At 65.2% G+C, this 15002-nt stretch carries 11 protein-coding genes and 2 pseudogenes; 8 read left to right on the forward strand and 5 right to left on the reverse strand.

The window, feature by feature from the left end:
- Positions 1-208 precede the first annotated feature (208 nt).
- Complete coding sequence (gene cax, locus ACVIIV_RS33490) at positions 209-1309, reverse strand: calcium/proton exchanger (RefSeq protein WP_456747997.1); 1101 nt, start codon at positions 1307-1309, stop codon at positions 209-211.
- A 434-nt stretch (positions 1310-1743) separates the two neighbouring features.
- Here cax and ACVIIV_RS33495 point away from each other — a divergent pair, with 434 nt between their 5' ends.
- On the forward strand, positions 1744-3132 hold the full coding sequence (locus ACVIIV_RS33495; protein ID WP_456747998.1) for an MFS transporter: 1389 nt from the start codon (positions 1744-1746) through the stop codon (positions 3130-3132).
- Between the two features lie 4 nt (positions 3133-3136).
- Here ACVIIV_RS33495 and ACVIIV_RS33500 read toward each other — a convergent pair whose 3' ends face one another.
- Positions 3137-4741, reverse strand: coding sequence for a B12-binding domain-containing radical SAM protein (locus ACVIIV_RS33500; protein WP_456747999.1), 1605 nt, complete (start codon positions 4739-4741; stop codon positions 3137-3139).
- 319 nt (positions 4742-5060) lie between these two features.
- Between ACVIIV_RS33500 and ACVIIV_RS33505 the strand changes: the two genes are divergently transcribed.
- The 7 genes and pseudogenes from ACVIIV_RS33505 to soxA all read left to right on the forward strand — a co-directional run bounded on the left by ACVIIV_RS33505 (position 5061) and on the right by soxA (position 11234).
- Complete coding sequence (locus ACVIIV_RS33505; RefSeq protein WP_456748000.1) at positions 5061-5510, forward strand: (2Fe-2S)-binding protein; 450 nt, start codon at positions 5061-5063, stop codon at positions 5508-5510.
- A gap of 12 nt (positions 5511-5522) precedes the next feature.
- Positions 5523-7710: pseudogene (locus ACVIIV_RS33510) on the forward strand (molybdopterin cofactor-binding domain-containing protein).
- Positions 7711-7762: 52 nt separating this feature from the next.
- Positions 7763-9034, forward strand: a complete 1272-nt coding sequence (locus tag ACVIIV_RS33515; protein WP_456748001.1) for an FCSD flavin-binding domain-containing protein — start codon at positions 7763-7765, stop codon at positions 9032-9034.
- Positions 9035-9298: 264 nt separating this feature from the next.
- Positions 9299-9670 (forward strand): sulfur oxidation c-type cytochrome SoxX, encoded by a 372-nt coding sequence (soxX, locus tag ACVIIV_RS33520; RefSeq protein WP_456748002.1) that lies wholly within the window; start codon positions 9299-9301, stop codon positions 9668-9670.
- A gap of 3 nt (positions 9671-9673) precedes the next feature.
- Positions 9674-10141, forward strand: a complete 468-nt coding sequence (locus ACVIIV_RS33525; RefSeq protein ID WP_456748003.1) for a SoxY-related AACIE arm protein — start codon at positions 9674-9676, stop codon at positions 10139-10141.
- Positions 10141-10458: a thiosulfate oxidation carrier complex protein SoxZ gene (gene soxZ / locus ACVIIV_RS33530; RefSeq protein WP_456748004.1), complete on the forward strand. Its 318-nt coding sequence runs from the start codon at positions 10141-10143 to the stop codon at positions 10456-10458. The genes ACVIIV_RS33525 and soxZ overlap by 1 nt, the downstream gene beginning before the upstream one ends.
- A complete protein-coding gene (gene soxA, locus ACVIIV_RS33535) occupies positions 10455-11234 on the forward strand; it encodes a sulfur oxidation c-type cytochrome SoxA (protein ID WP_456748005.1) in 780 nt (259 codons plus the stop codon). The genes soxZ and soxA overlap by 4 nt, the downstream gene beginning before the upstream one ends.
- 51 nt (positions 11235-11285) lie before the next feature.
- Here the strand turns inward: soxA and ACVIIV_RS33540 are convergent, their stop codons facing one another.
- The 3 genes and pseudogenes from ACVIIV_RS33540 to ACVIIV_RS33550 form a co-directional block, all read right to left on the reverse strand.
- The gene (locus tag ACVIIV_RS33540) at positions 11286-12938 is read right to left on the reverse strand and encodes a regulator (protein ID WP_456748006.1); all 1653 of its coding nucleotides are present in this window, start codon (positions 12936-12938) and stop codon (positions 11286-11288) included.
- Complete coding sequence (locus ACVIIV_RS33545; protein ID WP_456748007.1) at positions 12935-13648, reverse strand: cysteine hydrolase family protein; 714 nt, start codon at positions 13646-13648, stop codon at positions 12935-12937. Before ACVIIV_RS33545 ends, ACVIIV_RS33540 begins: the two co-directional genes overlap by 4 nt.
- 305 nt (positions 13649-13953) lie before the next feature.
- Positions 13954-14893 (reverse strand): annotated as a pseudogene (locus tag ACVIIV_RS33550) (hypothetical protein).
- Between the last annotated feature and the right edge of the window lie 109 nt (positions 14894-15002).

Consider the following 15002-nt stretch of genomic DNA (forward strand, 5'->3'; position numbering starts at 1 on the left):
TTCAAAAGTCAGTAGTATCTGGCCGACGTGGCGCCGGCTTGGGCACTAGCGGCGGGTCGACAGCCGCAAGCCTGCTATCGGTGGTCGATCAGGCAGCTACGCCGGCTACTAACGGTGAAAATATTGGTCTCTGCGGAAGACCGCTCACCGCAGGCCGCCGTTCTCCGCCGAGTTAGTCGCAGCCCCTATGGCGGCGGGCCAGCGCTCTTCATCCCTGCCCCGCCGGCGGGACGACGTACAGCGTCAGTGCAAACACCGCATAAATGAAGATCATCAGGGCGCCGACGAACCATGCCGAGCGTCCGCTGGCGGTGATGAAGGCCGACGTCACCGTTGCGATCATCACCATCGTGACGGCGCCCGGCCAGAACTGCAGGTCCATCGGCTTCGGCCCCACGACGTAGCTGAGCAGAACCAGCGCGGGTGCAACGAACAGCGCGATCTGCGAGGCGCTGCCGAGCGCGATGCTGACGGCCATGTCGAGCCGGTCCTTGCGCGCCGCGGCAAAGGCCACCGCAAATTCGGCGGCGGCGCCGACCAGCGAGACGACGATGAAGCCGACGAAGGCCGGGCTCATCCCGAAGGTTTCCGCCGCCTTCTGCACCGACTCCACGAAGATTTCGCTGACGAGCGCGACCAGCACCGTGACGACCAGCAGCGTGCCAATGGCTATTCCGATCGGCCAGTGCGCCTCCTTATCGTCGCCATGATCGGCGCTCGCGAACAATTCCTTGTGTGTCCGGAGCGAGAACAACAGGCCCAGCCCGTAAGCGATGATGAGCAGGACTGAAATGCCGAGGCTGAGCTTGTTCATGATGCCTTCGCCCTGCGGCAGGTGCTGGAGATCGGCGACCGCCGAAGGCGCAAGCAGGGCGACGGTTGCCATCAGCAACAGGCCGGACGAGAGCCGCGCGCCGGCGCGATTGTACTCCTGCACGTGATAGCGCAGGCCGCCGAGCAGCAAGCAGGCTCCCAACATGAAGATCGCGTTGGTGACGATCGCGCCCGCGATCGAGGCCTTCACCAGCATGTACTGGCCTGCCCGCAGTGCCGTGATGGCGATGATCAGCTCCGTCAGATTGCCGAGGGTTGCATTGAGCAGTCCGCCCACGGCATCGCCGGTCTTCGCGGCCACCGCCTCGGTAGCGTGGCTGAGCAGCGCTGCCAGCGGCACGATCGCAAGCACCGCCAGCACGAACAGCAGCGTGTGGGAATGCGGCGCGGCTGCCTCGGCCACCAGCACGATGGGCACGAAGGCCAGCATCCAGAGCAAAGGGGTATTCCGGATTTCCCTGAGCAGAGTCTGCATGTCGGCCGCCCTTTCCATCGATGCGCTGATGGAAAGGTCTGGCGGCCCTGCGAGCGGAGTGTTGATCTGCCTCAACGTCGGCTTCGGGAGACGGCGCGCGCAAGACGAGAATGCGGCCTGCTGCGGGCCCCATGCCACGTTAGCATCCTGCCAGTGTTTTGCCCGACGGGTCAACTTGATCGCGGCCGTCGCAACGCAGTTCGAAAATCCCCTTATCGATCAAGGGGGCTTCTACTGTGCATGGGGTTGTTTTTCGACTTTTTGTTTTGAACGTCGCGACCAGGACCGAAAGCAGGCGAAGCGCCCCGCTCGCGTTGCCCTTTCCGCGGTGCGTCCAGCATCGGCGCATACACAGCATGCACGCATAAGCCTGTGGCCGGCCGCCGAGCCGTAGTACACGGCGCATAGACCTGCCGGAGCAACGCGCCAGCGCAATGACAATCACGTTACCTGCCGCCGCGCGCGAGTCCGAACATGCCATCGCCGACGGCCTGCCGGCCGCGCAGCGGCGCTGGGCGATCGCCGCGATCTTCACCGCGCTGGCGATGGCCTCGCTCGACACCGCGATCGCCAACATCGCCCTGCCCGCCATCGCCGCCGATCTGCATGTCAGCCCGGAGCAGTCGGTCTGGGTGGTCAACGTCTACCAGATCGCGCTGGTCGCGACGCTGCTGCCGCTCGGGGCGCTCGGCGAGATCGTCGGGCACCAGCGCATCTACCTCGGCGGCCTGATCCTGTTCACCATCGCCTCGCTGTTCTGTGCGGTCGCCTGGTCGCTGGAGAGCCTCCTGGTCGCGCGCACGCTGCAAGGGTTGGGCGCAAGCGGCATCATGAGCGTCAACACGGCGCTGGTGCGCTTCGTCTATCCGGGCCGGATGCTGGGCCGCGGCTTCGGCCACAACGCGCTGGTGGTCGCGACAGCCTTCACCTTCGGGCCCTCGATCGCCTCCGCCATCCTGGCGCTCGGCCCGTGGCCCTGGCTGTTCGCCGTCAACATCCCGTTCGGTCTCGTCGCCATCGGCATCGGCTTTGCGATGCTGCCGAAGACGCCGCGCGCCGATCACGGCTTCGACTTTGTCGGCGCGATCCTGGCGTCGGCCTGTCTCGGCCTGTTCATCACCGGCATCGGCAGCGCCGCGCATAACCTGTCGCCGATCGTCGTGGGCGTCGAGCTGGTCACCGCCCTCGCGCTCGGCTTCATCCTGACCCGCCGCCATGCCGATCATCCGGCGCCGATGCTGCCGATCGACCTGTTCGCCAGGCCGATGTTCGCGTTGTCGGCGGCGACCGCGGTGTGCTCCTTCGCAGTCCAGGGCCTCGCCTTCGTCTCGCTGCCGTTCTATTTCGAGGATGTGCTCGGCCGCTCGCAGGTCGAGACCGGATTCTTCATGACGCCATGGCCGCTGGTGGTGGGCATCATGGCGCCGATCGCCGGGCGTCTCTCCGACCGCCACGCGGTCGGCCTGCTCGGCGGCGTCGGCCTCGTGCTGCTCGGCCTCGGCATGGCGCTGCTCGCGACGCTGCCGGCCAATCCCGCCATCGCCGACATCATCTGGCGGATGGTGATCTGCGGCATGGGGTTCGGCTTCTTCCAGGCGCCGAACATGAAGGCGGTGATGTCAAGCGCGCCGCCGCATCGCAGCGGCAGCGCCTCCGGCATCGTCGCCACCGCGCGCCTGACCGGGCAGACGACCGGCGCGGCGCTCGCCGCCGCCTGCTTCGCACTCGCTGGCCATGACGGCGCGACACTGGCGCTAGCGCTCGGCGCGGGCTTTGCCGCGCTCGGCAGCGTGATGAGCTTCTTGCGGCTCGCGGTGAAGTAAGCCGTCAGGCCGCCGTCACGCCGACAGCTACCGGAGCGACGGTTTCGTTGTCCAGCGCGGCCAGGCGCTCGTCGATGGCCGCGATGACCTTGCGCGAGTACGGTCCGAGATGTGCATAGGCCGCGATCATCTGCACGGCGATGCGCGCCGATGACGTGTCGCGCTTGGCGCAGTTCATAAAGGTCTGCCAGAGCGGCCCCCGCGCCTCGGGAAGGGCGGACACCACCTTGTGCACGGTCTCCATGGCCCCGAGCTTGGAGCGGATATCGCCTTCGGCAAGCTCGGAACGCTGCCTGGACCGGTCGAGCAGCGTCATCAGGCGGTCGACGCGTCCCGCATAGGCTGCCGGGCTGTAGATGTGCTCCAGCACCCGCTTGTAGTCCGTCAGGATGTCGCGCAACGGGCGGACCGGATCGAAGTTGATGCCCGCCGTGCACTGGTCGGCGCCGATGGTCGGCGCCACATCGTGGCCCGAATGCAGCCGGCCTTCGCGCTCCAGCCGGCGCGTGAGCTGCGTGTTGGGCAAGGCATAGAGCAGGCCGACCATGGCGACGGGAATTGCCGCCTCCTCGATGAAGTCGATCATCGACTCCGCCATCGCGACCTTCTCGTTGTCGAAGCCGACGATGAAGCCCGCGGTGACGAGCATACCGGCCGCGTAGATCTTGTGGATGCTCTCGGCGATGTTGCGCCGCGTGTTCTGCTTCTTGCGCATCGCCACCAGCGTCGCCGGGTCCGGACTTTCGATGCCGACGAAGATGCCGAAGAAATTCGCCGCCCCCATCAGCTCCAGCAGTTCCGGATCGTCGGCGAGGTTGACCGAGGCTTCCGTGGAGAACTCGAAAGGATAGCCGTGCGTGCGCTGCCATTCGGCGAGCTTCGGCAGGAATTGCCGCAGCGACTTCTTGTTGCCGATGAAATTGTCGTCGACGAAGTCGAGATGGCCGCGATAGCCCATCTTATAGAGCGTCTCGAGCTCGACGAACATCTGCTCGATCGTCTTGGTCCGCGGCACGCGCCCGTAGAGCTCGATGATGTCGCAGAATTCACAGGTGAAGGGACAGCCGCGCGAATACTGCACACCGAGATAGAGATAGTCCTCGAAGTTGAGCAGGTCGAAGCGAGGCACCGGCGTCTTGGTGACGTCGGCCTGGAATTTCGGCGCAGTGAAGACGCCGGACCGCGCACCGCTCTCCCAGGCCGCGATGAATTCATCGATGACGCTCTCGGCCTCACCGAGCACCCGGAAGTCGGCCCGCTCATAGATGTGGGGGCTCGAGGTCGGATCGGGACCGCCGACGACCACGGGCTTGCCAGCCGCGCGGCAGAGCTCGATCAGGCGCAGCGTATCGGCCTGCTGCGGCAACATCCCGCCGGTGAAGACGACGTCGGCCCAGGCGATATCCTCCTCGCCGAAGGCCGCCGTGTTGCAATCGATCAGCCGGACGGTCCAGCTCTCGGGCAACATCGCGGCAACGGTGATCAGGCCCAGCGGGGCGGCCGGGCGCTTGACACCCATCACTTTGCAGGATTCGCCGAAGGTCCAGAAGGACTCTGCCGAGAACAGCGGGTAGAGCATCAGTACGTTGCAGGGACTCGGCACGTTCATGGAACTCCTTTTGCGTCGGCGCAGTGTACCAAAGCGCCCGCGTCTTGCACCCCGGCAAAAGGGACAAACTGTCGCCGCTGGAACCGGCGTTCACGGCCGGACGTCGCCTCAAGCCGCGGATTGGCGCCCATGGAAGGGGCGTCAACCCGAATCGATTGCGAAGGGATGAGGCAAAACGAGGGCCCGGTCCATACCCTCAAGCCGCAGGAGCAATGCATCCCGGCCACCCCTCGGACTGTTGATTTGAACCGTTCCAGTTTGCCGGACAGATTGCGCCCCTGAGTTCAATCGGTGGATTGGGCCAATCAGGGGACTTGCGATGGCAAACCTAACAATCAACGGAAAAACCTTCACCCTCGACGTCGAGCCGGACACGCCGCTGCTCTGGGCGATCCGCGAGAATGCCGGCCTGACCGGCACCAAATACGGTTGCGGCATTGCACAATGCGGCGCCTGCACGGTTCACATCGACGGCGTGGCGATGCGCTCCTGCGGGATCTCGGTCAGCGAGGCGGAGGGCAAGAAGATCACCACCATCGAGGGGCTCGCCACCGGCGATGCGCTGCACAAGGTGCAGGAAGCCTGGATCGCCCAGGACGTGCCGCAATGCGGCTACTGCCAGAGCGGCATGATCATGGCCGTGGCGGCGCTCTTGAACGAGAAGCCGAAGCCGACCGACGCCGACATCGACGAGGCCATCACCAATATCTGCCGCTGCGGCACCTTTGCGCAGGTGCGCGAGGCGATCCACACGCTCGCAAGCGCGTAAGGAAATCCCCACATGAATAAGCATATTTCGCCGCGGCTCAATCGCCGCGCCTTCGTCATCGGCACGGCCGCGGTCGGTGCCGGTCTCGCCATCGGCCTCGACCTCCCCTTCGGCGGCCCCGCCGTGGTCCGCGCCGCTGACGGCTCGCCGGAAATCGGCGCCTGGGTCGTGGTCAGGCCCGACGGACACCGTCGTAATCCGCATCGCCCGCTCCGAGATGGGCCAGGGCTCGCTGACCGGTCTCGCCCAGCTCGTCGCCGAGGAGCTCGAATGCGACTGGACCAAGGTCACGACCGAATATCCGACCCCCGGCCAGAGCGTCGCCCGCAAGCGCGTCTGGGGCGATTTTTCGACCGGCGGCAGCCGCGGCATCCGCTCCTCGCAGGACTATGTCCGCAAGGGCGGCGCCACCGCGCGCGTGATGCTGATCCAGGCCGCCGCCGATGCATGGAAGGTGCCGGCCTCCGAATGCGCGGCCGCGAACAGCGTCATCACCCATACGCCATCGGGCCGGACCACGACCTACGGCAAGGTCGCCGAGGCCGCGGCGAAGCTGACGCCGCCGGCGGACGTCAAGCTGAAGGATCCGAGGGACTGGAAGCTGATCGGCAAGGGCGTCAAGCGGCTCGACACCGTCGACAAGACCACCGGCGCCATGATCTACGGCACCGACGTCAAGCTGCCGGGCATGCTGAACGCCGCGATCAAGGATTGCCCCGTGTTCGGCGGCAAGCTGAAGAGCTTTGACGAACCCAAGATCGCCAACATGAAAGGCGTCAAGAAGGTCGTCAAGGTCGGCGATACCGCGGTCGCGGTCGTTGCCGACACCTGGTGGCACGCCAAGACCGCGCTGGAGGCGCTGCCGATCGTCTGGGACGAGGGCGACAACGCCAAGGTCTCCAGCGCCTCGATCGCGAAATGGCTGGCCGAGGGGCTCGACGACGCGCAGCCGGCCTATGTCGGCAACAAGAACGGCGACGCGAAGGCGGCGATTGCCGGGGCCGCCAAGAAGGTCGAAGCCGTCTACTCCTATCCCTACCAGAACCACGCCACCATGGAGCCGATGAACGCCACCGCGCTCTACACCGCGGACAAATGCGAGGTCTGGTGCGGCACGCAGAATGGCGAGGCGGCATTCGCGGCAGTGCTGGAGGCGTCCGGCCTGCCGGCCGAGAAATGCGATGTGCACAAGGTGATGCCAGGCGGCGGCTTCGGCCGGCGCGGCCAGACCGACTATGTCCGCCAGGCCGTCACGATCGCCAAGCAGATGCCGGGCACGCCGATCAAGCTGCTGTGGTCGCGCGAAGAGGACATGGCGCACGGCCGCTATCACCCGATCACCCAGTGCAAGATGACCGGCGCGTTCGATGCCAACAACAACCTGGTCGCGCTGCACTACCGCCTGTCCGGGCAGTCGATCCTGTTCTCGCTGCGCCCCGAAGCGCTGCAAAACGGCATGGATCCTGCGGCATTCCAGGGCGTCGCCCAATCCGGCGAGGCCGCGTTCGGCTATTCGGTGCCGAACCTGTTGATCGAGCACGCGATGCGCAACCCGCACGTTCCGCCGGGCTTCTGGCGCGGCGTCAACGTCAATCACAACGCGATCTACATGGAATGCTTCATGGACGAGCTGGCCCAGGCCGCAGGCCAGGACCCGCTCGAATTCCGCCGCAAGCTGATGGGCAATCATCCCAAGCACCTCGCGGTGCTCAACGCGGTGGCCGAGAAGGTCGGCTGGAACACGCCGGCGCAGCAGGGCATCTATCGCGGCATCGCGCAGGTGATGGGTTACGGCAGCTATGTCGCCGGCGCCGCCGAGATCTCGGTGACCGACGGCAGCAAGATCAAGGTGCACCGCATCGTCGCCTCCACCGATCCCGGCTACGTCGTCAATCCGGCGCAGGTGGAGCGGCAGGTCGCCGGCTCCTTCGTCTATGGCCTCTCCGCGCTGTTCTACGGCGGCTGCACCGTCAAGGACGGCAAGATCGAGCAAACCAACTTCGACACCTACAATTCGATGCGCATCAACGAGATGCCGAAGGTGGAGACGGTGATGGTGCCGAGCGGCGGGTTCTGGGGCGGTGTCGGCGAGCCGACCATCGGCGTCGCGGCGCCGGCGGTGCTCAACGCGTACTTCGCCGCGACCGGCAAGCGCATCCGCTCGGTGCCGCTGCGCGACCAGAACATCACCTTCGCGTAAGACGAGCTGCGGCGGCCACGCCGGCCGCCGCAGCATTTTCCGGATAAGTCTCATGAATGCGCCGGTGACGCGGCGGAATGCCGTCCTCGGCATCACCGCGGCGGCCACATCGCTCGCGGCACCTTCGATCCTGCGCGCGCAATCGGCAGGCCACGTCGTCGTGGTCGGCGGCGGCTTTGGCGGCGCGGCTTGCGCTCGCACGCTCAAGCGCGCCGATGCAAAATTGCTGGTCACCCTGATCGAGCCGAACAAGACCTACATCTCTTGCCCCTTCAGCAACGAGGTGATTGCAGGCCTGCGCGAGATCGAGGCGCAGCAGTTCGGCTACGACAAGCTTGCTTCCGAAGGCATCAGCATCGTCGCCCAGGCTGCGACGAGCATCGACACGCAAAAGCGTCGCGTGACGGCGGGCGATGGCGCCGCGTTTGGCTATGACCGGCTCGTGCTCTCGCCCGGCATCGACTTCCATCTCGAAGCCCTGCCCGGCTATGACGACGCCGAGTCGGAGACGATGCCGCACGCCTGGAAGGCCGGCACGCAGACGCTTTTGCTGCGCAGGCAATTGGAAGCGATGGCAGACGGCGGCACGGTCGCCATTGCAATCCCGGCCAATCCTTCGCGTTGCCCGCCAGCACCTTACGAGCGCGCGAGCCTGATCGCGCATTATCTGAAGGCGAAGAAGCCACGCTCGAAAGTTCTGATCCTCGATGCCAAGGACACGTTCTCCCAGCAGCGGCTGTTCGAGAAGGCGTGGAAGGAGCTCTATGGCGACATGATCGAGCGCGTCGCACTGTCACAGGGCGGCCGCGTCACCTCGGTCGATGTCGCGACGAGAACCATCGTCACGGAGTTCGGCAACTACACCCCTGATGTCGCCAACGTCATCCCGCCGCAGCGCGCGGGGCGCATCGCCGCCATCGCGGGCGTTGCGGACGCGACCGGCTGGTGCCCGATCGATCCTGTCACATTCGAGTCGAAACTCGTTCCGAACATCCACGTCATCGGCGACGCCTGCCTCGGCGGCGGCATTCCCAAATCGGCCTCCGCTGCAAGTGCGCAAGGCAAGGCCTGCGCTGGCGCGATCGTCAATCTGCTCGCGGGCCGCGCGCCGGAGACGCCACGGCTCACAGGGATCTGCTACAACACCGTCGCGCCCGGTTACGGCTTCTCGCTCGGCGGCAACTACCAACCCAGGGGCGACATCTTCACCGAGGTCGAGGGCGGCGCCACCAGCCCGGTCGATGCGCCGCGCGAATTGCGCGCCCGCGAGGCAGCTGACGCCGAGCGCTGGTTTCAGACCATCACGGCGGATTGCTTTGGTTAGGATATGACGAGGCAATGCAATCGCCACGACCGCAGTGCGCCCCCTCTCCCGCCTGCGGGGGAGGGTTGGGGAGAGGGTGTCTCCGCACGCGAGAACACCCAAGAGGAAAGAGCCCTCACCCGCCGCTTCGCTGCGGCCTCTCCCGCACGCGGGAGAGGCAAGAGGAGCGCGCGGGGACCTCGATCATTCCATCCAATATCTGCGATTGCGGCATTCATCGTAGCGAGCCTAGCTTTTGCCTTGCCCGCCCGAGCCGAAGAGCTCTTGTCCTACACAATCATCGGCGACGGCATTCCAGCCGCGCTCACCGGCTCCCCCGGCGATGCCGCCCGCGGCCGCGCGCTGGTGCTCGCGCGCACCACGACCTGCATCCTCTGCCATTCCGGCCCATTCCCTGAAACGCGGTTCCAGGGTGACCTCGCGCCTGATCTCACCGGCACCGGGAACCGGTGGACGGTGAGCCAGTTGCGACTTCGATTGGTCGATGCCTCGCGCTTCAATCCGGACACCATCATGCCGTCCTACTATCGCAACGACGGCCTCGTCCGCGTCGGACGTAACTTCGCCGGCAAGCCGATATTGTCGGCTGCGGAGATCGAGGACATCGTGGCTTTTCTTGCAACGCTTCGGGACTAGTTCATGCCAACCACGCGACGACAATTCCTGAGCCTCGCCGGAGGCGTGACAGTCGCCGGCACGATCCCGATCGTCACGCTGCGGCCGCTGGAGGCGACACCGGCGATGCTCAACACCGCAATCCGTAACGTCGTTGGCGAAGCACAGATTCACACCGGCAGGGTCAAGCTCGACATTCCACCGCTGGTCGAGAACGGCAACACCGTGCCGATGACGGTGAGCGTCGCAAGCCAGATGACGGCCGATGACCACGTCAAGAGCATCCACGTCTTCAACGAGAAGAACCCGCAGCCGAACATCGGCAATTTCTATTTCGGCCCCTCCTCCGGCCGGGCCCAGGTCTCGACCCGGATTCGGCTCGCCGACACCCAGAAGGTGGTCGCGATCGCGCGCCTCTCCGACGACACGTTCTGGCAGGTCGCCGCCGATGTCGTCGTGACGCTGGCCGCCTGCACCGAGGAGATGAACTGATGGCCGCCCTCATCAACGCTCCCTCGAAGGCCAAACGCGGCGAGATCATGGAGATCCGCACGCTGACCTCGCACATCATGGAGACCGGCTTCCGCCACACCGCCGACGGCAAGCTGGTGCCGCGCAACATCATCACGAGCTTCATTTGCCGCTACAACGGCGCCGAGGTCTTTCGCGCCGATCTGTTTCCGGCGATCGCGGCGAACCCATATTTGTCGTTCTTCACGGTGGCCAAGGAAAGCGGCAAGTTCGAGTTCGAATGGATCGGTGACAACGGCTATTCGTCCACCGCATCGGCATCGATCACGGTCGAATGATTTCTTGGCGCGCGATAGCGGCGGCAACATTGTTCGCCGCGGCCCCTGCCGTGCTTGCCGGCGAAATCCCGCCCGATGCACGCCGCTCCGGCTATACCTTCATGGGTCCGGACACGCGCGCCATGCAGGACGACGACACCAGCAATCCCGGCATGCTGTTCGTGCTCGACGGCGAAGCGCTCTGGGCGAGGAAGACCGGCAGCGCCGACAAGGCCTGCGCCGATTGTCATGGCGATGCGCGCACAAGCATGAAGGACGTCGCGGCACGCTATCCTGCCTTCGACAAGGCCTTCGGCCGTCCCGTCACGCTCGATCAGCGGATCAATCTCTGCCGCGCCAACCATCAGCAAGCGACGCCGCTGCCCTACGAGAGCCGCGATCTGCTCGCATTGTCCGCCTTCATCGCCCACCAGTCGCGCGGCACCGCGATCACGGCCGGCGACGATCCGCAAGCCAGGCCCTTTGTCGAGCAAGGCCGCGCGCTGTACATGCAGCGTGAGGGGCAGCTCAACCTCGCCTGCACCAACTGCCACGACGATAATTTCGACAAGCGCCTCGCCGGCGCGCCGATCACGCAAGCGCAGCCGACGGGCTATCCGCTCTATCGACTGGAATGGCAGACGCTGGGCTCGCTGGAGCGGCGGCTACGCAGCTGCATGAACGGCGTCCGGGCCCAGGCCTATGATTACGGTTCGCCCGAGCTGGTCGCGCTCGAGCTCTATCTGATGTCGCGGGCGCATGGCCTGCCGATGGAGACGCCGGCCGTACGTCCCTGAAACGAAAGCGGCCGGGACATCGCCCGGCCGCAACCGATGTGCTTCGCGCGCCTACTCCGCCGGCGCAGCCGACATCTCCGGATGCGCGGCATAGTGCTCGCTGGCACCGAGCCTACCGGCGGCGAACAGGCCAGCGGCCATCACGGCGTAGGCCAGGGCGACCGCGGGCGTCACGCCAAAGCCGCCGCCGATGCCGACGGCCTCGCCGTGCATGAAGCCGAAGTAGGTCAGCACCGCCCCGACCAACGCGAAGGCGGACGCCTTCTCGAAATCGCGCTCGATGATGAAGACGCCGATCGCGCCGAGGACTAGGCCGCCGAGGATGGAGCCGCCGCCCATCACCTCAAGACCGTGATAGAACACGCCCTGCTGCGGCAGCGCGGCAATCGCTGCGGCCTTGACCGCATCGGCCTTGTCGGCCGCCAAGCCGCCGACGGTTGCCGCCGCGTTCATGGTGGAGCCGAGCATCGTGTCGATCTGGAGCTTGGCCCAGGCGGCAAGATGCGGGGTCAGCGCCAGCACGATCGCGGGCGCGTGTTTGACCGGCGTGGTCTGGAATGCCTGAGCGCCGATCAGCATGCCGATGTAAAGCAGGATCGGCGAGATCGCGACGACAGGCACGAGTGCCAGCAGCACCGAGATGATGCCGAACCAGGACAGCACGACCACCATGATGCCGGTCGCCGCCGAGTAACCGATCCGACCACCCATAGCCTTCCAGCCGGGATGGCCGATATAGACGGCGTTGATGAAGGGATTACCCATCAGGCAGCCGATCAGGCTGACGACGCCGTCAGCGGTGAGCACGCGCGTGGTCGGATATTCGTCGCCAGCCGCTTCCGCACTCTCGACATTGTCCATGGCCTCGACGAGGTCGTAGATGCCGAACGGGATGGCCGTGACCAGGATGATGCCGAGGAATTCGAAGCCGGAGAAGACATAGTTTACTGCCGGGATCGGCACAGAAAAGCCGAAATTGGCAAAGGCCGCACCGACGCCTGCAATGCTCAATCCGCCGAGACCGAGCCCGAACAGGTTCGAGCCCCAGGCGATGATCATGCCGACCGCGATCGCGACGAGTCCGGCGGGAATGCCGCGCCAATATCTCACACCGCCGAACCAGCTCACCAGGATGATGGCGAAGCAGACGAGACCGATCTGCGGCGTCATGTACATTTCCAGCGCCGGCCGCATCGAGATGAAGGTGACGGAGACGCCGGCCAGCGTGCCGAGCAGCGCCGCGCGCGGCGTGATCTTGCGGATGAACGGCGCAATGAAGCCGCCGATCATGAGAATGAAGCTCTGGAAGAACACCCAGACCAGACCCGCCGACCAGCCCTTGAGCGGATCGCCGGTCTTGAGCGTGATCGGCAGCATGATCACGAAGGTAACGATGAACATGTGCGGCACGCTCACGCCAGACGGCAGCGCGCAGACGTCGTTGCGGCCTGTCTTCTGGGCGAGGCGATAAGCGAGGTACGCATAGTAGAAGGTCGACAGGCACATCATCAGCCCTAGCGCGGGCAGGATGCGGCCGAACACGAGACTGTCCGGCATCTTCAAGACGAAGCGAAGCAGGCCCGTGAGCACCAGCATGTTGACGAGGATGTTGGTGCCGAAGCCGAAAAACGCGTTCCAGTCGCCCGATGTCCATAGCGCCGGCTTAAACCCGGACTTGCCAGTCGTCCCCGTCAATGTGCTCATGCTGTTACCCCCAATGTGGTCGAACCCTTCATTGCCTCCAAGACCGCGGCTGAGCTTGCGACCCAGCCGAAGATGCCGCCCTGGGCCTTGATCATCTTCAGGCCCATCTCGTGAAATTCGGGGAAGTAGGATGCGCAGCCATCGGAGATGACGACGCAGCGATAGCCGCGGTCATTGGCCTCGCGCACGGTGGTGTTGACGCAGACTTCGGTCGTGACGCCGCACACCAGGAGATTCTCGATACCGTAGTTCTCGAGGACGTCGCCGAGCTCGGTGGCGTAGAAGGCGCCCTTGCCCGGCTTGTCGATCACGATTTCGCTGTCGAGCGGATAGAGCGCGGGGATGATGTCGTGGCCGACCTCGCCGCGAATGAGAATGCGCCCCATCGGACCGGGATCGCCGATGCGAAGGCTCGGCGCGCCGCGCGCGATCTTCGCCGGCGGCGCGTCGGAGAGATCGGGCAGATGCCCCTCGCGCGTGTGGATGACCAGCATGCCCGTGTCGCGCGCCGCCGTCAGCACTGCGCCGATCGGCTTCACCGCGCGCGCAAGCTGGCTGACGTCGTTGCCGAGCGTTTCGCCGAAGCCGCCGGGCTCCATGAAGTCGCGCTGCATGTCGATGATGAGAAGCGCGGTGGCGGGCCAGTCGAGCTTGATCGGCTCGGGCTCTGCGCTCACGACGCCCTTCGTCGGCTTGGCTGAGTTCAACATGACGCAGGCCCCCGCGAGAACTCTCTTGGCCAGGAGTTCTGCAAGCGCCGTGCCATTGTGTACAATTGCAATGGGGCGTCAGCCGCGAGCGAATTTGCTGTTTGGTCAGACGGTTACGTTGATTGTCGACGTCTGCTTATTCCCTGTGCGACAGCCTTACGACGTGCATTTGCTTAAAGGATGAGCGGCATCCGCTGTCATTCCGGGGCGCACGCAGCGCGAGCCCGGAATCCATTTCACCTCATACGGTGCAGACAAATGGATTCCGGGCTCGACGCTTCGCGTCGCCCGCAATGACGAGGAGACTACCGCCCCGCCCCATACAGCGCCCGATACTCGTCCTCATACGGCGCATACGAGTCCTTCAGCGTCGCCATGTTCAGCAACATGGTCGCCACCATCGCACCCGCCTTGTCGAACACGCGTGTCTTGACCCAGGCGCTTTCGGTGCGGCGGCTGCCGGAGAGCGCGACCAACTCGCGTTCGACTTCGTAATCTTCGTCGACGAACAGCGGGCCCTTCACCAGGCGGATCTCCTGGTCGGCGAACAGGCCGACGGCCGGTCCCTTGGCCGGCAGCGGATCGTTCTTGGAGCGGTACTGGAACAGCACGCTCAGCATCTCCATCGGGATGATGGGCTTGCCCCAGGGATTGTCCGCGCCCGAGTAGTAGGGCGAGTTCTCGGTGATGACGGCGAGCTTCTGCCGAAGCGAAAACGGATAGAGGTCATCCATGTTCTGGTCGAAGGCCATGCGCACCGCCTGACGCTTGCTCTTCATGCCGACCTTCATGTCACGAAGGATGACGGGATCGGCGAGCGGCTTCAGCTCACGGAGCCGCAGGTCAAGAGCGGTCGGGCCCTCAACGACGGAGGCAGTGCCGCGCAGCACCTCGGTGCCGTCGCGCTTGACCATCTGCATCTGACACTCTGGCTGCTCAACCGAGGAGGCCATGAGGACCGCCTGCACCTCTTCGCCCTCGTAGCAGACGCTGCGGTAATGCGCGGAGAGGCAGCCGCTCTCAAACCAGACCTGCCCCCATTGTCGCTCGCACAGCGGCGCAAACTGGCTGCAATGCGTCGGCCCCTCGATCGTACCTCCCTTGAAGCCGAGCTTTTGCGCTGTCGCGTCATCGTGGATCGAGGCATGCGCGTCGTAGGTCTGCCTGCAGCATCTGCCGCGGCATCCGCCACGGTCCGATCAAGGCGCCTCCGGTCTGAGTGATCTGGGTATCGAAGCCGGTCATGCTCTCCTCCGCTAGCAAGCCATGACTAGCAGGAGCGCCACGGATGCGGCCAGCGATATTGACTTCGCCGCCGCATACTTTTGACTGTCACAATTCGCGTCGCGCAGCC

The organism is Bradyrhizobium sp. USDA 4354 (assembly GCF_054060315.1).